This is a genomic window from Halomonas smyrnensis AAD6 (assembly GCF_000265245.1).
GTDB lineage: Bacteria > Pseudomonadota > Gammaproteobacteria > Pseudomonadales > Halomonadaceae > Halomonas > Halomonas smyrnensis.
In genome coordinates this window covers 114398-131894 of sequence record NZ_AJKS02000008.1, presented here as the reverse complement: position 1 = coordinate 131894, position 17497 = coordinate 114398, and the positions used below count along the sequence as shown (strand labels likewise).

The 17497-nt window shown below is 69.7% G+C and carries 13 protein-coding genes; 8 read left to right on the top strand and 5 right to left on the bottom strand.

The window, feature by feature from the left end; all coding sequences use genetic code 11:
• Positions 1-139 precede the first annotated feature (139 nt).
• On the bottom strand, positions 140-1855 hold the full coding sequence (locus UYS_RS0210905) for a DEAD/DEAH box helicase (RefSeq protein ID WP_016855542.1): 1716 nt from the start codon (positions 1853-1855) through the stop codon (positions 140-142).
• A 551-nt stretch (positions 1856-2406) separates the two neighbouring features.
• On the opposite strand from UYS_RS0210905, the gene UYS_RS0210900 reads away from it, so the two are divergent.
• A complete protein-coding gene (locus UYS_RS0210900) occupies positions 2407-2859 on the top strand; it encodes a YaiI/YqxD family protein (RefSeq protein ID WP_016855541.1) in 453 nt (150 codons plus the stop codon).
• Positions 2860-2910: 51 nt separating this feature from the next.
• Here UYS_RS0210900 and UYS_RS0210895 read toward each other — a convergent pair whose 3' ends face one another.
• Together UYS_RS0210895 and UYS_RS0210890 are read right to left on the bottom strand one after the other, a co-directional pair.
• Complete coding sequence (locus UYS_RS0210895; RefSeq protein WP_016855540.1) at positions 2911-3915, bottom strand: glutathione S-transferase family protein; 1005 nt, start codon at positions 3913-3915, stop codon at positions 2911-2913.
• 75 nt (positions 3916-3990) lie between these two features.
• Positions 3991-4908 carry a LysR family transcriptional regulator gene (locus UYS_RS0210890; RefSeq protein ID WP_016855539.1) on the bottom strand — a complete coding sequence of 306 codons (918 nt, stop codon included), beginning with the start codon at positions 4906-4908 and terminating at the stop codon, positions 3991-3993.
• 102 nt (positions 4909-5010) lie between these two features.
• Here UYS_RS0210890 and UYS_RS0210885 point away from each other — a divergent pair, with 102 nt between their 5' ends.
• The 3 genes from UYS_RS0210885 (at position 5011) to UYS_RS0210875 (ending at position 9711) form a co-directional block, all read left to right on the top strand.
• On the top strand, positions 5011-5853 hold the full coding sequence (locus UYS_RS0210885; RefSeq protein WP_016855538.1) for a pirin family protein: 843 nt from the start codon (positions 5011-5013) through the stop codon (positions 5851-5853).
• A 207-nt stretch (positions 5854-6060) separates the two neighbouring features.
• Positions 6061-7737: a peptidoglycan DD-metalloendopeptidase family protein gene (locus UYS_RS0210880; protein WP_420319339.1), complete on the top strand. Its 1677-nt coding sequence runs from the start codon at positions 6061-6063 to the stop codon at positions 7735-7737.
• A gap of 174 nt (positions 7738-7911) precedes the next feature.
• Positions 7912-9711, top strand: coding sequence for an ABC transporter ATP-binding protein (locus tag UYS_RS0210875; protein ID WP_051008827.1), 1800 nt, complete (start codon positions 7912-7914; stop codon positions 9709-9711).
• Positions 9712-9729: 18 nt separating this feature from the next.
• On the opposite strand, the gene UYS_RS0210870 is transcribed toward UYS_RS0210875, so the two are convergent.
• Positions 9730-11412, bottom strand: coding sequence for a L,D-transpeptidase family protein (locus UYS_RS0210870; RefSeq protein ID WP_016855535.1), 1683 nt, complete (start codon positions 11410-11412; stop codon positions 9730-9732).
• Between the two features lie 182 nt (positions 11413-11594).
• On the opposite strand from UYS_RS0210870, the gene UYS_RS0210865 reads away from it, so the two are divergent.
• From UYS_RS0210865 to UYS_RS0210850, 4 genes are all read left to right on the top strand, one after another.
• Positions 11595-12296, top strand: coding sequence for a murein L,D-transpeptidase catalytic domain family protein (locus tag UYS_RS0210865; RefSeq protein ID WP_016855534.1), 702 nt, complete (start codon positions 11595-11597; stop codon positions 12294-12296).
• 303 nt (positions 12297-12599) lie between these two features.
• Positions 12600-13949: an MFS transporter gene (locus tag UYS_RS0210860; protein WP_016855533.1), complete on the top strand. Its 1350-nt coding sequence runs from the start codon at positions 12600-12602 to the stop codon at positions 13947-13949.
• 242 nt (positions 13950-14191) lie between these two features.
• Positions 14192-14680, top strand: coding sequence for a peroxiredoxin (locus UYS_RS0210855; protein ID WP_016855532.1), 489 nt, complete (start codon positions 14192-14194; stop codon positions 14678-14680).
• Between the two features lie 21 nt (positions 14681-14701).
• Positions 14702-15130, top strand: a complete 429-nt coding sequence (locus UYS_RS0210850; protein WP_016855531.1) for a GFA family protein — start codon at positions 14702-14704, stop codon at positions 15128-15130.
• 122 nt (positions 15131-15252) lie between these two features.
• Here UYS_RS0210850 and UYS_RS0210845 read toward each other — a convergent pair whose 3' ends face one another.
• Positions 15253-17385 (bottom strand): PhoX family protein, encoded by a 2133-nt coding sequence (locus tag UYS_RS0210845; protein WP_016855530.1) that lies wholly within the window; start codon positions 17383-17385, stop codon positions 15253-15255.
• Positions 17386-17497: the final 112 nt, after the last annotated feature.

Genomic DNA, 17497 nt, shown 5'->3' with positions numbered 1-17497 from the left:
CCCTCGACATGCATGCCGGCCACGCGGACCGGTAGTGATAAACGACGAGCAGGCCGGGGTTTCCCCCGACCTGCTCGGTCATGGCGTTGCGTGAGGCGCGCTCCGGTCAGGAGCGACGCCTCACGCTAGCGAGATCGCCTCAGGCGCGTTCGCGACGCGGCACCGGGCCGTCATCGTCGCGGCGGCGGCGCGGCGCACGCTCGGCGGGAGCGCGGTCTTCGCTGATCTCCAGCGGACGACCGGCGACCCGAGCGCGCCCCATCTTGTCGAGGATGCTCGACGGCAGGTTGTTCGGCAACTCGACGACGGAAAATGCATTGCGGATGTCGATCCGGCCAATGCGGTTGCCCTCGATGCCGCCCTCGTTGGCCAGGGCGCCGACCAGCTGGCCGGGCTTGACGCCGTCCTTGTGACCGACGGACACGCGGTAGCGGGTCATGCCCTCGCGCGGTGCACGGTCACGGGGGCCGTTCTCGCGACGCGGCTTGCCGTCACGGCGATCGTTGCGGTCGTTGCGCTCCTTGCGCGGCGCCTGGAGGCGGCCGATCGGGGCCTCGTCGGCGCGCGCCAGGGCGGAGAAGGCGCAGGCCAGGTCGACCGGATCGTAGCCTTCACCGATCAGCTGCTCGATCAGCGCGCGCTGCTCCTCGGCGCCCTTGGTGATGGCGGCCACGGCGCGCTGGTGGAAGACCTGATCGCGATGGGCGCGGATGGCGGCCTCGTCGGGCAGGGCCATCTCGCTCATCTTCTGACCGGTGGCCTGCTCCAGCCAGCCGACCTTGCGGCCTTCGCGGTTGCCGGCGAAGGTGATCGCCACGCCGTTGCGACCGGCACGACCGGTACGGCCGATGCGGTGGGTGTAGGCCTCGGCGTCCTGGGGCAGGTCGTAGTTGATGACGTGGGTGATGCGCGGCACGTCGAGGCCGCGGGCGGCCACGTCGGTAGCGATCAGCACGTCGACCTTGCCGCGCTTGAGGCGGGTGATGGTGCGCTCGCGCAGGCTCTGGTCCAGATCGCCGGACAGGCTGGCCACGTTGACGCCACGCGCGGAGAGCTGCTCCATCAGGGTGGTGCAGGCGGCACGGGTGCGCACGAAGACGATGGCGGCATCGACCGGCTCGACCTCGAGGATGCGCGCCAGGGCTTCCTGCTTGGCACCGCCCTCGATGCGCACGCGGCGCTGCTCGATGTTCTCGCCGGTGGTGGTGCGCGACTCGATGGTCACCTTGACCGGCTCGACCAGGTAACGGTTGACGATGCGCTCGATCTCGGCCGGCAGGGTGGCGGAGAAGAACACGCGCTGGGCATCCTGGGGGGTGTCGGCGACCACGCGCTTGACGTCGTCGATGAAGCCCATGCGCAGCATCTCGTCGGCTTCGTCCAGCACCAGGGCGGACAGGCCGTCGAGCTTCAGGCTGCCGCGGTCCAGGTGGTCGATGATGCGGCCGGGGGTGCCAACCACGACCTGGGCGCCGCGACGCAGCGCCTGCATCTGCTCGCGATATTCCATGCCGCCGCACAGGGTGGCGACTTCCAGGCCCTTGAGGTTCTGGCCGTACTTGGTGAAGGAGACGGCCACCTGCTGGGCCAGCTCGCGGGTCGGCGCCATCACCAGCACCTGGGGCGCGCGCTTGTCGAGATCGAGACGCGAGAGCAGCGGCAGGGCGAAGGCGGCGGTCTTGCCGGTACCGGTCTGGGCCTGGCCCAGCATGTCGCGGCCTTCCAGCAGGGCTGGAATGGTCTGTGCCTGGATCGGCGACGGGGTCTCGTAGCCGAGGGTCTCGATTGCAGAATGAACGGCAGGCAGCAGGGCCAGATCGCCGAAACTCGGCGAGGCGACGGAAGTCGAGGTCATGAATCACACCTTGGTAGGCCGGCATCGCCGGCAAGAAACATCGTGGCGCCCCTGACGCGGTCACACGGTCGGGGATCCTGCACGGGGGCAGGTCGTCGTCAACATCGGAGTCGGGGACGCCGGTCGCACCTGGCATCGGTTCGAGCCCGCCTTGGCAGGCGAACCGTCGTGGCGACCGTCTGCGCCGAATTCACCCGGGTGGCGAACTCTTGGCGGCGCTCCATCTTCACATTTCGAACGCTTTGGGCGGTTGGCCCGGCGTCTTCGCGAGCGTCGTGTTCACGCTGGGTGAAACGGCGCTGAGTATGATGGTGGGGTCAGCACATGCGAGGAGCGCGCATGCTACCATCGTCGCTTTGCTCTGGCCAATCTTTTCCGGCGCGACGCCGCATCGACACGAGGGCTGATCCGGCGTCGGGTCTCCGAGGGGCGCTCTCGCCCCGTCCCCGGGGGACACCCTCCCTGGCGCAGGCCCCTTCTGCGCCCCGTCCCCGGCGCCCCTCGCGTGGCCAGCGACGCCTTGCCTTCACCCTCTTGTCTCAGGAGCCTCCATGCCGAACCTTTGGGTCGACGCCGATGCCTGCCCGCGGATCGCCCGCGAGATCATCGTGCGCGCCGCCGAGCGCACCGCCACCCCGACCACCTTCGTCGCCAACCACCAGGTGCCGCTGCCGCCCTCGAAGTGGGTCAAGGGCCTGGCGGTCAGCCACGGCTTCGACGCCGCCGACGACGAGATCGTCGACCGCCTGACGAAGGGCGACCTGGTCATCACCTCCGACCTGCCGCTGGCCCTGGCCGCCATCGAGCGCGGCGCCGGCGTGATGACCAGCCGCGGCGAGGCGCTGAACGAGAGCAACATCCGCGCCCGGGTTCAGATGCGGGACTTCATGGAGACCCTGCGCGCCAGCGGCGAACACACCGGCGGGCCCAAGGGCTACTCGGACGTCGACCGCCGGGAATTCGCCAACGCGCTGGATCGATGGCTGGCGAAGCAGAAGGGCTAGCGGCAGTGAAGGAAGGGAGACGGATGCCTCCCTTCCCTTAAGGCTGGCGCCCTACCCTTTCTCGCGAATCCCGCGACCCGGCAGGCGCTCGCGGTCGTGGGGACGCTCGAGACCGAGCAGCGGGCCGGCCGGCACGATCCCGTTGGGATTGATGGTCTCGTGGCTCATGTAGTAGTGGCGCTGGATATGCTCCATGTTCACCGTCTCGGCCACGCCCGGCCATTGATAGAGCTCACGCATGTAGTTCGAGAGGTTCGGGTAGTCCTCGAGGCGACGCAGGTTGCACTTGAAGTGGCCGTGATAGACGGCATCGAACCGCACCAGGGTGGTGAACAGGCGGATGTCGGCCTCGGTCAGCCATTCCCCCGCCAGATAGCGCCACTCGGACAGCCGCGTCTCGAGCCGGTCGAGGGAAGCGAACAGCGCCTCGACGTGGCGTTCGTAGACGCCCTGCTCGCTGGCGAAGCCGGCCTTGTAGACGCCGTTGTTGACGTGGTCGTAGACGTCGGCGTTGACGGCATCGATGGTCTCGCGCAGATCCGCCGGATAGAGGTCCAGGCGATTGCCGGTCAGCTCGTCGAAGGCGTCGTTGAAGATGCGCACCAGATCCGCCGACTCGTTGCTGACGATACCGCCGTCGCGGCGGTCCCATAGCGCCGGCACCGTGACCCGTCCGGTGTAATGCGGATCGGTCAGGGTGTAGAGCTGGTGGTGAAAGTCGACGCCGTTGAGCGGATCGCCGCTCGAGCCCTCGTCGCGGTGATAGGTCCAGCCCTGATCGAGCATCAGCGGGCTGGTGTGCGAGACGCCGATCAGCGGCTCGAGCCCCTTGAGGCGACGCATGATCAGCACGCGGTGTGCCCAGGGGCAGGCCAGCGACACGTAGAGGTGGTAGCGGTCGGCCTCGGCGGTGCGCGCCGGCCGGCCGTCGGGGCCGGGGCTGCCATCGGGTGTGATCCAGTCGCGCAGCTTGGCCGATTCGCGCACGAACTCGCCGCCATGCGCCTTGGTGTCATACCACTGGTCGTGCCACTGGCCGTCGATCAACAAACCCATCTCGAATTCCTCTTCCAGAACGTTTGCGCCTAGCGTAAACCGAGGAAATCGAAGCTCAAGCGCAGTTTTTGGCCGTCACCGTTCGTTTTCTTCGAAAGATTCGCCGGCGTCGACCTCGCGCAGGCTGTCGCGCAGCTGCTGGGCCATGGCCCGGGTGGCCGGCCCGGCGCGGTCCTCATCGCGGTGAATGAGCTGGAGAGGCACCTGCCGCACCCCGCCGGCGGTGAGCGGCAGCGGCTTGAGCCGCCCGGCCTCCAGGCTATCGCCGAGGCGCGTTTCCGGCACCCAGGCGAAGCCGAGGTTGCGCTCCAGCATGCCGATGGAGGTGTCGAGGTGACTCACCGTCCAGCGCTGCTCGGCCTTGAGCCAGCCGGCATCCTGGGCCTGCCCTTGCGCGGAATCGCGCACCACCAGCTGGCGATGCTGTTCCAGATCGCGCAGGTCGAGCGCGCGCCCCAACCGGTGCAGGGCATGATCGGGATGAGCCACGGCGACGAAGCGCACCGTCACCAGCGGTTCGCCGAGGAAGCCTCGGGCACCGACCCCCGAGACCAGCAAGTCGGCCTCACCCTCCTGGAGCATCTCGACGCCGCCGTTGAGCACCGTCTCGTGCAGCTGCACCCGCACATAGGGAAAGGCCGCGGAGAAGGCATCCAGCGCCCGCGCCAGGGCGTCCGGCGGAAAGAGCTGGTCGATGGCCAGCACGATCTCCGCCTCCAGCCCCTCGGCCAGCCGCGAGGCCACATCCTCCAGCGACGAGGCGTTGTCGAGCAGCTGGCGGGCGCGCCGCAGCAGCATCTCGCCGGCCTCGGTCAACCGCACCTGGCGGCCCACCGGCTCCAGCACCGCCACGCCGAGCTGCTCCTCCAGCTTGTGCACCGCGTGATTGAGCGTCGAGGGGCTCTTGTGGATGGCCTCGGCGGCCCGCGAGAAGCCGCCATGATCGACCACGGCGGCCAGCATCTGCCACTGGGCGAGGGTGACACGGGACATGTTCGATTTCCTCGAATGTAATGCGCGAAACGTTGCGCTTAATCTTCGAAAAAATCGGCCTAGAATGCCAGTCATTCCATCATCACCAGGGAGTTCGAGACGATGACCCAGCCCATCGACCGCCGCCCCGATCGCCGCCTCAGGAGCCATCCCAGCCAGGACGGCGACGGCGTCGCCATCCGCCGCCTGCACGACTTCGGCGGCGGCCTGGATCCCTTCCTGATGCTCGACGAGCTCGAGGCGGCGCCCCACGACGACGCCATCGGCGGCTTCCCGCCGCACCCCCATCGCGGCATCCAGACCCTGACCTACGTGCTCCACGGCGGCCTGCGCCACGAGGATCACCTCGGCCATCACTCGAGCATCGGCCCCGGAGACGCCCAGTGGATGCACACCGGCCGCGGCATCATCCACGGCGAGACGCCCTTCGCCGACGCCGAGGGCCTGCACGCCTTCCAGCTATGGCTCAACCTGGCCGCCGCGGACAAGCTCAGCGAGCCGACCTATCGCGACGTGCGCCGCGATGCGATGTCGCATCTGGCAAGGCCGGGCGCTCGGCTGACGGCGTTGGGCGGCGACTGGCAAGCGACCGACGGCGAACGCATCAGCGGCCCGCTCGAGGCCCTGGCGGGCCGCGCCGGCGTGGCCCATCTCGAGCTCGACGCCGGCGGCGAGCTGACGCTGTCGTCTCGCGCCACCACCCTGCTGGTGTTCGTCTTCGCCGGTGAACTCTCGGTGGCGGGCGACGGCGTCACCCGGGGCGAACTGGTGCACCTCGGCGCGGGCGATCACCTGTCACTGACCAGCGCCGCAGGGGCCCGGGCCCTGCTGCTGGCGGGCGAACCCCACGGCGAGCCCATCGCCCATTACGGCCCCTTCGTGATGAACCATCGCCACGAGCTCGACCGGGCATTGCGCGACTATCGGGATGGGACCTTCGTCTAACGGATGCTCGACCGACTTGCCAGACGGGGTCGATGCATGGCACGGTCAAAGAGTTAATAAACACTGTTCGCGGAGCCGGCCCGGGCCTGACGGGACGGCTCAGCACCCTGCTGTATAGGTGTACAGCCTAGGCACCCTAATCATCATGGGTTAAGGTTCTAGTGCCTTTTTAAGCATTTACACCTATTCACCAGGCCAAAAAACATCATGCGAATTCTTCGTTCGCTGCCCCGCACGCACAAGTTGCTGCTGTTGCCCGTTGCCACCATGGTCACCGTGCTGGGCGCCCACAAGATTCTGACGTCCGTCGAGGACGCCCGTCAGGGCGGTCAGGACCAGGACAGCGTCCTGATCGCCCTCGGCGAAGACGCCAGCCCCGGCGTTCCCTCTCTCGCCCTGGATCGCGCCCCGGTCTCCGAAGCCATCCAACTGGCGTCGCGTGCCAAGGACGCCACCCTGGAGGCCATTCCCCTCTCCCAGCTGCCCGCGTCCGAGATCGTCGACGTGGACTTCGCCCGCGCCGCTCACGCGAGCGGCGATATCGAGGACGCCGAGGTCACCGCCCCGCAGCTCGACGACACCGCGCGCCACCTGGCGATCGTGGTCGGCACCGTGGGCAGCGGCATGCTGGCCGCCGACGAGCAGCTCATCGCCGACGCCACCTCCTACGAGGACATCTCCTCCGACGAGCTCGAGCTGTTCGACGACGGCCCGATCGTGCTCGAGGACGAGATCGACGCCGACGAGCCCTACGTGCCCGAATGGCTGGCCTACACCGTCGAGTCCGGCGATACCTTCGCGATCATGGCCCAGGAGAACCTGGGACTGGGCTACAGCGAAGTCACCGCCCTGCTCGAGGCCATGCCGGAGCCGCGCCTGCTCACCCACTGGCGCGCCGGCGACCGCTTCGAGTACCAGCTCGACGAGCAGGGCAAGCTGCTGTCGATGCGGATGATGAAGAACGCCCGCACCGGCTACCAGATCGAGCGCAGCGACGAGGGCGGCCTGGACGTGGCCACCATCGAACGCACCGGCGAGGCCACGCAGCGCCTCTACGCCGGTACGGTCAGCGGCAGCTTCGCGCGCTCCGCCCAGGCCACCGGCCTGAACAGCGCCGAGGTGGCCGAACTCTCCCACGTGCTGGAAAAGAAACTCGACTTTCGCCGCGACACCCGTCGCGGCGACCGTTTCAGCGTGCTGGTGGAATCCGACCTGATCGACGGCGAGGACCTCGATCCGCGCGTGCTGGCGGTCAGCTACGAGGGGTCGCGCATGGACCTGACCCTGGTGCGCAACGCCGAGGACAACCGCTTCTACACCCCGGACGGCGAAAGCCTGGACCCGGCCTTCGACCGCTATCCGTTCAGCGGCCACTACCGCATCAGCTCCAGCTTCAACCTGCGCCGCCACCACCCGGTCACCGGCCGCATCAGCCCTCACAAGGGCACCGACTTCGCCATGCCGTCCGGCACCCCGGTCGACGCCCCGGCCGACGGCCGCGTCGAGCTGGTGGGCAACCATCCCCTGGCCGGCCGCTACATCGTGATCCGCCACGACAACGGCTACAAGACCCGCTACCTGCACCTCTCCAAGCCCCTGGTCAGCCGCGGCGAGCGGGTGACGCGCGGCGAGCGCATCGCGCTCTCCGGCAACACCGGGCGCAGCACCGGTGCCCACCTGCACTACGAGGTCATGGTCAACAACACCCAGGTGGACGCCATGAAGGTGGAACTGCCGGAGCATCAGGGCCTGAGCGGTGATGCCCTGGTCGCCTTCCAGAACGAGGCCGAGCCGATGCTGGCGGCCCTGGAGAGCGGCGAGACCGGCACCACGGTGGCCAGCACCGGCGCCGAGCCGAGTGCCACCGCCGACGATGGCAGCTGACCGCCCCGCTCCCGCCGTCCTCATGACGACGCCCCGCCTCGTGCGGGGCGTCGTCGTATCGCCCCTCTCTCACGTCGGCCGCCTGCTCCGCTAGACGGGGGCCTCTCGCCGACACGGAGCCCGCCCTTGTCCTCGCGCGCCGCACCGCCCTCCTCCGTCTCGTCGCCCCTGGCCATGCTCGGGGTGTTCCGCTACAGCCATCGGGCGCTGGGCCTGGTGTGGCAGACCTCGCGCCGCCTGACCCTGGGGCTCGCCCTGTGCACCCTGGTGGCCGGCGTGATGCCCGCCGTGGCCGCTTGGGTCGGCCAGCTGATCGTCGACAGCGTTGTGGCCGCCATGGAACGCCATCAGGCCGGCACGCCGCTGATGCCCGAGCTGTGGCCGGTGCTGCGCTTCGTGCTGCTGGAAGCCGGCGTGGTGGCGCTGATCGCCCTGGCCCAGCGCGGGCTGGCCGCCCAGCAGTCGCTGCTGCGCGCCCTGCTCGGCCAGAAGGTCAACGTCATGATCCTGGAGAAGGCCGGCACCCTCACGCTCGCCCAGTTCGAGGACTCGGAGTTCTACGACAAGCTGACCCGGGCCCGGCGCGAGGCCTCGACCCGCCCGCTGGGACTGGTCAACAAGACTTTCTCGCTGCTGCAGAACGCCATCTCCCTGGCCAGCTTCGGCGTGCTGCTGGTCGGCTTCTCGCCCTGGGCGCTGCTGGTGCTGGTGATCGGCGCCCTGCCGGTGTTTCTCTCCGAGGCGCGCTTCTCCGGCGACGCCTTCCGGCTGTTCCGCTGGCGCTCGCCCCAGACCCGCATGCAGATGTATCTGGAGACCGTGCTGGCCCGGGAGGACAGCATCAAGGAGGTCAAGCTGTTCGGCCTCGAGCCGCTGCTGCTTGACCGCTACCGGCGCATCTTCGAGACCCTCTACGCCGAGGACCGGCGACTGACGATCCGCCGCGAGACCTGGGGCTTCCTGCTCGGCCTGCTCGGCACCCTGGCCTTCTACGCCGCCTACGCCTGGGTGGTGGCCGATACCGTCGCGGGCCGGCTGACGCTGGGCGAGATGACCATGTACCTGATGGTCTTCAAGCAGGGCCAGGCGGCGCTGTCGGCGAGCCTGACCGCCATCGGCGGCATGTACGAGGACAACCTCTACCTCTCCAACCTCTACGAGTACCTGGAGCAGCCGGTGCCCGAGGAGAGCGGGCATCTCACCGAAGGCGACAGCCCCGGCGACGGCATCCGCTTCGAGGGCGTGGGCTTCACCTACCCCGGCGCCGACAAGGCCGCGCTCTCCGGCATCGACCTGCATCTGACGCCCGGCCACAGCCTGGCGCTGGTCGGCGTCAACGGCTCGGGCAAGACCACCCTGATCAAGCTGCTGACCCGCCTCTACGATCCCAGCGAGGGGCGCATCCTGCTCGACGGCAGCGACCTGCGCGCCTGGGACCGGGCGACCCTGCGCCGGCGCATCGGGGTGATCTTCCAGGACTTCGTGCGCTACCAGCTCAAGGTCGGCGAGAACCTGGGCGCCGGCGACGTGGCCGCCTTCGAGGACGAGGACCGCTGGCGGCAGGCCGCCCGCCGCGGCCTGGCCGAGGACTTCATCGCCGACATGCCGGGCGGCTATCACACCCAGCTCGGGCGCTGGTTCAAGGGCGGCCAGGAGCTCTCGGGCGGCCAGTGGCAGAAGATCGCCCTGTCCCGCGCCTACATGCGCGAAGAGGCCGACATCCTGGTGCTCGACGAGCCCACCGCGGCCATGGACGCCGCCGCCGAGGCGGCGGTCTATGGCGACTTCCGCGACCACGCCCGGGACAAGATGACGGTGCTGATCTCGCACCGCTTCTCCACCGTGCGCGCCGCCGACCAGATACTGGTCATCGACGGTGGACGCATCCTCGAGCGCGGCGACCACGCGAGCCTGATGGCGCTCGACGGCCGCTATGCGCGACTGTTCCGGCTGCAGGCCCGGGGCTACGAGTAGCGCTGACGGCAGACGCCGTCAGCTGGCCGGGGAGTCGGCCAGGGCGGCCATCAGCGCCGGGTCGCGGTCGTAGACGTCCGGCCGGAAACTCGCCAGGCCGCCCGCCTCGCCCTCGGCGGTCCAGTAGTGCAGCGCCAGCGGCACCGGCCTGGCCAGCGAGACGTTGTCGGTCGCGCCGCCGGCCAGCCGGCGCTCCAGGGCGATGCGCGAGCCGCTGTCGTCGATCAGCAGCCGGGTCAGCTCGTCGACGTTCTCCACGCGGATGCAGCCGGAGCTCAGCGCCCGTTGCGGGCGCTGGAAGAGCCCCCGGGCCGGGGTATCGTGCAGGTAGACCAGATGGTCGTTGGGGAAGCGCAGCACCAGCCGGCCGAGCGGATTGCGCGGGCCGGCGCGCTGGCGCAGCATCACCGCGCCCGGCTGCTGCCAGTCGACGGCCTCGGGGTCCAGGCGGCGGCCCTGCGGATCGATCGCCTCCATGTCGTGCTCGCTCAGGTAGCCGAGGTCGCGCCGCACCCGGGGCAGCACGTCCTCGCGCATGATGGTCGGCGGCACCGTCCAGGTGGGGTTCAGGGTCAGATAGGTGATCTCGGAGCGCAGCACCGGCGAGGCGCGGTCGGGCTGGCCGACGATGACCCGCGCGCCCCAGCGCTCGCCGTTCGGGCGATGATAGTCGAGCCGCTGGCCGGCCAGGTCGACCTCCAGCCGCCACTCGGGGCGCTCGCCGGAGAGCCAGCGGGCCCGCTCCAGATTGGCCCGCAGGGTCTCGATGCGCACCCGGGCCGGCACGTTGAGCGCCGCCCGGGTGCGCGGGCCGATCACGCCGTCCTCGGCCAGCATGTGCCGGCGCTGGAAACGCCTCACCGCGGCCGCCAGGGTGTCATCGAAGCGGTTCTGGGCCGGCGCCTCGAGGGCGATGTCGGGAAGGCTCGGGAGATAGTGCGTCACGTCGGCGGCCATCACCTCGAGCTCGCCGATCATCGCTAGGCGGCGGCGCAGCAGCGCCACGTCCTCGTCGACGTCGCCGGGCCGCAGCGGCGTCTGGCGCGCCGGCAGGGTCGGCCAGCCGCCCAGGCGGGCGATATGACGATAGCGCATCAGCGCCTGGCGCAGCCCGGCGTAGGTCTCACCCTCGGGGCGCGCCAGGGCCAGCGCCGCCTCCGCGTCACCAGCCTCGAGGGCCCGCACGATGCCGACCAGATCCAGGCGCGGCGGGGCCACCGGAATCTCCCAGTCGGGGTAGACGTCGCGAGGATCGAGGCGCCCGCGCTGCAGCTGGGTCAGGGCGTCCAGCAGGGCGCGGCTGGCGTCCAGGTCGAAGCGTGCCCGGGCGGCATCCGAGGCCGCCGGAGCGAGCGCGGTCTCGGCCTCCCGCGCCAGCCGCTCGGGGCGATAGTCGCCGGGATCGAGCCCGTCGTCCTCGAGGGCCTCGAGCAGCCCGATCAGGGTGGTCACCGCCGCGCGATCTTGCCAGACTGGCGCGCCGCCCTGCAGCGCGTAGAAGCGCGCCAGTCGCGGCGAGGCCGCCTCGAGGCGCTCGCCCAGCGGGGACGGGGCGGCCACCGCGGCCGGCTCGTCCGCCGGGGCGCCCCCATCGACAGGAGCGGCCGGGGCCTCGGCACTCGCCGCGACCGGCCAGCAGGCCAGCAGCAAGACCATGCCGCTGCGCCGCAGCTCTCGGGGTAGGACGTTCGCGACTCGCATGATGTGGCCTCCTGGCATTCGACTGATGAGACTGGTCTTCCTGACCGCCTTGTTCATAATACGACAAACCGGCGACATGGCGCCCGGCCATGACCGACACGCGAGGCCCCGAGCACCGACAGATGACCACCCCACCTCACCACATGAGACGCCGTATGTCCTTGCCGCGCTCAAGGGGCCTGATGGCTCCGCTGCTGGCCGCCGCCCTGCTGCTGGCCATGCCCGCCTCGGCGCGGGACTTCCTCGCCCGGGCGGTGACGCCGCACGCGCCACCCTCCCCGCTTTCGAACCGCCTGACGGACCTCGCTCCCACCGCCGACCCGCAGGTCCTGCGCCTGGCGGCCCAGGCCCTCTCCTGCGCCGATCCCGGCGCCGAGCGGCTGGCGGTGATCGACTTCTCGCTGCCCTCCACCGAGCAGCGGCTGTGGGTGTTCGACCTGGTCCACGACCGGCTGATGTTCCGCGAACTGGTCTCCCACGGCCAGGGCTCCGGCGATGCCCTGGCCAGCGAGTTCTCCAACGTGCCCAACAGCCACCAGTCGAGCATCGGCCTGTTCCGCACCCTCAACAGCTACGAGGGCAGCAACGGCTACTCGCTGCGCCTGGAGGGCCTCGAGCCCGGCGTCAACGACAAGGCCTTCCAGCGCGCCATCGTCATGCACGGCGCCGACTACGTCAGCGAGTCCTTCATCGAGCGCACCGGAAGGCTGGGGCGCAGTCACGGCTGCCCGGCGGTCCGCGAGGAGATCGCGGTGCCGCTGATCGACAGCCTCAAGGAAAGCCAGTATCTCTTCACCTACTACCCCGATCCCGAGTGGCTGGCCGACTCGGCCTTCCTGCGCTGCCCCCGCGACGACCGCCGGCTGGCCGCCGTGACGCGCTGAACGCTTTCCCCCTTTCCGCCCACGTCTCGCCGCCACAGGCACCATATCAGCGCATGACCGGACCAGACGGGCACGGTCATGCGCCATCCCGCGCCGTCCTCGGCGCCCGCCCTCCTCTCGCCAGATATCTAACACGCTGAAAAAGCGGATTTCCCCGCGTCATGGCAATGCGTATGCATGAGCATCGACAGTGAGCGCCAGACGTGGACCAGGCCCCTCGGGGTACGAGTGCGTCGGACCCGACCTTCAACGGCGAAGGCCCAAGAGATCGCGTGTTCGAACGTCATTCGACGAGGTACCCCCATGGAAATCCGCAACAAGGCCAGCAGGATCCGTCTGCTCAACTGGAAGATGCCGCAGATGCGCGCCTTCCACTTCTCGTGGTTCGCCTTCCACCTCTGCTTCTTCGGCTGGTTCGGCATCGCCCCGCTGATGGCGGTGGTGCGCGACGACCTCGGCCTGACCAAGACCCAGATCGGCAACACCATCATCGCCTCGGTCGCCATCACCGTGATCGTGCGGCTGGCCATCGGCGTGCTGTGCGACCGCATCGGCCCGCGCCGCGCCTACACCTGGCTGCTGTGCCTGGGCTCGCTGCCGGTGATGTCCATCGGCCTGGCCGACAGCTTCGAGACCTTCCTGCTGGCGCGCCTGGCCATCGGCGCCGTCGGCGCCTCCTTCGTGATCACCCAGTACCACACCTCGGTGATGTTCGCGCCCAACGTGGTCGGCACCGCCAACGCCACCTCCGCCGGCTGGGGCAACCTCGGCGGCGGCACCACCCAGATCGTGATGCCGCTGGTGTTCTCCGGCATCCTGATGCTCGGCGTCAGCGAGGCCGTCGGCTGGCGCCTGGCCATGGTGGTGCCGGGCGTGGTGATGCTGCTCACCGGCATCGCCTACTATCGCTTCACCCAGGACGCGCCGGACGGCAACTTCGATGAGCTGCGCGAGCGCGGCGAGCTGCCGCCGGCCAGCGGCGAGCACGGCATGGGCGCCAGCTTCAAGGCCGCCGCCAGGGACGTGCGCGTGTGGGCCCTGTTCGTGGTCTACGCCGCCTGCTTCGGGGTCGAGCTGACCATCAACAACATCGCCGCCATCTACTACTTCGACAACTTCGATCTGAGCCTGGCCACCGCCGGCATGATCGCCGGCCTGTTCGGGCTGATGAATCTCTTCGCGCGCACCCTAGGCGGCATCTTCTCCGACCTGTTCGCCCGCCAGGGCGGCCTCAAGGGCCGGGTCCGCTGGCTGTTCATCGCCATGCTGTGCGAAGGCGTGGCGCTGATGTTCTTCTCGCAGATGCAGGTGCTGGCGCTCGCCATCGGCATCATGCTGGTGTTCAGCCTGTTCGTGCAGATGGCCGAGGGCGCGACCTTCGGCGTGGTGCCCTTCATCAACAAGAAGGCGCTGGGCGCGGTGGCCGGCATCGTCGGCGCCGGCGGCAACGCCGGTGCCGTGGCCGCCGGCTTCCTGTTCCGCTCCGAGTCGCTCTCCTACCAGCAGGGGCTGTTCTATCTCGGCATCGCGGTCATCATCGCCTCGCTGTGTGCCCTGGTGGTGCGCTTCTCCCCTGAGGTCGAGGCCGAGGAACAGGCCGCCTACCACGAGGCGGCCGGCGACGCGGGCGAAGGCGCGCTGTCGCTGCGCTGATTCCCGCCCCACGCCACCGGCGCCCCCGTCGTTCCGCGGCGGGGGCGCCGTCGTCTGCGCCGACCTGGCGTGGCAGAAGAGCCGAAGAAGGTTTGCAGAGCGCCCCGCTTGGGGCCACGCTGGGACGAGCGCCTCCCTCGCGAGGCATTGCATGACGGCGGCATCCGCGTGACCCTGAACGGCCGGGCATGACGGCCGCGCGCGGCATGCCCGCCCCCATCCCACCGAAAAGGAGCTTCCCCATGACGATCGCCACCGGTGACCGCCTCCCCGACGTCACGATCAAGACCAACGGCCCCAAGGGCCCCGAGGATCTCGCCATCGGCGACTTCTTCGCCGGCCGCAGGGTCGTGCTGTTCGCCGTGCCCGGCGCCTTCACCCCGGGCTGCTCCAACACCCACATGCCCGGCTTCGTGGTGCACGCCGATGACATCCTCGCCGCCGGCGCCGACGCCATCGCCTGCATGGCGGTCAACGACGCCTTCGTGATGGATGCCTGGCAGAAGGACCAGAACGCCCAGGCGATGACCATGCTGGCCGACGGCAACGCCGAGTTCACCCGCGCCCTGGGCCTCGACATGGACGCCAGCGGCGGCGGCATGGGCACCCGCAGCAAGCGCTTCGCGCTGGTCGCCAACGACGGCGTGGTGGAATATCTGGGGGTCGATACCCAGAAGGGCGTGATCGAGGCCAGCAGCGCCGACGCCATCCTGGCCCATCTCAAGGGCTGAGCCGGCCCGAGGAGGCATGCCATGCACGACGCCATGACCCTGACCGGCCGCTGCCTGTGCGGCGCCGTGGCCCTCGAGGTGCAGGCCTCGCGCCAGAACATCGGCGCCTGTCACTGCCAGATGTGTCGCACCTGGGGCGGCGGGCCGCTGCTGGCGCTGGAATCGGTCTCGAGCGTTCGTCTCGAGGGCGAGGACAGCGTCAGCGTCTTCGCCTCCTCGGACTGGGCCGAACGCGCCTTCTGCCGCCACTGCGGCACGCATCTGTTCTATCGCCTCAAGACCGGCGAGCACTACGCGGTGCCGGCGGGGCTGGTCGACGTGGGCCAGGCCTGGACCTTCGACAGCCAGATCTTCATCGACGAGAAGCCGCCCTGGTATGCCTTCGCCAACGACACCCGCAACCTGACCGGCCGGGAGGTGTTCGAGGCCTTCCAGCGGGGCGACGATTGAGGCCCCGCCTCGGCTCGGCTCAGCCCCCCCCGCCGCCAGCCCGACGAAACGAAGCGCCCCCGGCATTGGCCGGGGGCGCTTCGCATCGGGGCAGGGAAAGGGGCACGCCGGGGCCGGCGCGATCAGACGCCGATGATGCCGCCATCCTCGCGCTGGATCACCACCGTGGAGGCCCGCGCGCGCACGCTGCCCCGGGTCTCGACGGTGGCGTCGTCGCCGGCCGGCCAGTTGCCCGGGTGCTGGATGTTGATGAACATCGCGGTCTTGTCCGGCGTGAGGCAGATGCCGGTCACCTCGCAGCCGTTGGGGCCGACGGCGAAACGCTTGAGCTGGGCCTGGTTGCCGCCGCCGACCACCGAGGCATCGCCCTCGGCCCGGCTGACGTTCTGGGGCACCACCGCCAGCAGCTGGTCGTTGGTGTACTCCGTCACGCCCGCATAGCCGTTGTCGGTCTGGATCCACAGGATGCCCTGGCCGTCGCCGCGGTCATCGTAGTGCAGGCCGTCGGGGCTGGCGAACTGGTTGAGCTCGGTCAGGCCGGAGACGTTCTCGGCATCGCCGACCGCCGCACCGAACACGAACACCTCCCAGTCGAAGCGCGTCGAGCCGGCGTCCTCGCGCCAGCGAATCACCTGGCCGCCCTCGTTCTCGGCCCGCGGGTTGGCGGCATTGGTCGGCGCCGTGGCGTAGCCCACGCCCGCTTCCTGGATATCGCCGCCGTCGTTGGTGTAGGTCGCGGCGGTGCCTTCCTCGGTGCGCTGGGAGTTGTTGGTCAGGGTCATGTAGACCTCGCCGGTGGCCGGGTCCACGGCGCCCCACTCCGGGCGGTCCATGGGCGTGGCGCCCATCAGGTCGGCGGCATCGCAGGTGTGAATGATCACACCGGCCTGATCGTCCGCGGCCAGGCCCAGGGCCTCGGCCAGGGTGCGACCGTCGCGGGTCTCGGCGCCCGGGGTCAGCGGCAGCCACTCGCCACGGCCATCGGCCTCGAAGCGCGCCACGTAGAGGGTGCCGGCGTCCATGTACTTGGCACCGAGGGCCAGGCGGTCATAGCTGGCCCCGGGGCGGTTGGCGTCCGCCGGGTCCCAGAGGGCCTCGGAGACGAACTTGTAGATGTACTCGTTGCGCGAGTCGTGACCGGAATAGAACACCACCGGCTCGCCGGCCACCAGCTTGCCCGGCCAGCAGCCCTCGTGGCGGAAGCGGCCCAGGGCGGTGCGCTTGACCGCGCGCTCGCCGGTGTAGGGGTCGATCTCGACGATATAGCCGAAGGTGCGCGGCTCGTTGCGATAGTCGTCGACGGCCGAGGCGCCCGTCGGGGTGGCGTTGAAGCGGGCGAACTCGTCGTTGCGCTCGCTGGCATCGCCGGCGGCGGTTTCCCAGCCGTAGCGGCCGCGGCCCTCGGAGATCCCGAGGCGCTGGTCGTCGCGCTGGCGCTCGGCATTCTTGACGAAATAGCCCGGCCAGTTCTCCTCGCAGGTCAGGTAGGTGCCCCAGGGGGTATAGCCGTTGGCGCAGTTGTTGTTGGTGCCGCGGGTCAGGGTGCCGTCCGGCGAGTACCGGGTCCTGACGTAGTCGCTGCCGGCCACCGGGCCGCTCAGCGCCATCTCGGTGGCGCTGGTGTAGCGACGGTTGTAGGCGGAATCCGCCACGTGCCGCCAGCGACCGCCGTCGCCCTTCTCGAGCTCGACCAGGGTCACGCCGTGGGCGTTGATCTCGGTGCGCACCTCGTCGGCCGGGCGCTTGCCCTCCTCGGCGTTGGTGGCCCCGCCCTTGGGCGCCCAGAGGGCCGCCTGGTCGATGTACTCGTTGTTCATCGCCAGCACGAAGTGGCGCGAGGCGGACGACTCGTCCAGGGCGAAGTTGTGCATGCCGTCGTGGTGCATGCCGACGCTGTTGACCTGGATCTCCGGCGTGAAGGCGAGATCCTCGCGCCAGTCCGGCGCCTGGCCGTTGAGCGGCGTGCCCCAGGGAATCAGCACCTGAGCGGTGTAGCCGTCCGGCACGACCACGGCGTCGGTGCGCGAGCCGCGAATGGCATCGAAGGCCAGCGACAGCGGCGTCTTCTCGGCGCCCGCGGCCTCGGCACGCCCGGCCAGGCCGCTCAGGCCGAAGCCGCCCAGCATCGCCATGGCGGCCATGCCGAGTCCGCCCTGCATCACGCGACGGCGCGAGACATGCTTTTCCAGCACCGAGGAGAACGGCTCGTTGGCACTGCGGTTCAACAGGCGATGGTCTTCGATTTCCTTGCTCATCCTGGTCTCCTCACGGTCAGACGTCGTTATGCGGCCGGCATGTCGGCGCCTTCCCGGGCGCCGCTGCCGGCATCAGTCAGCCAGGGGAGCATGCGTGACGAGGGTGACAGTA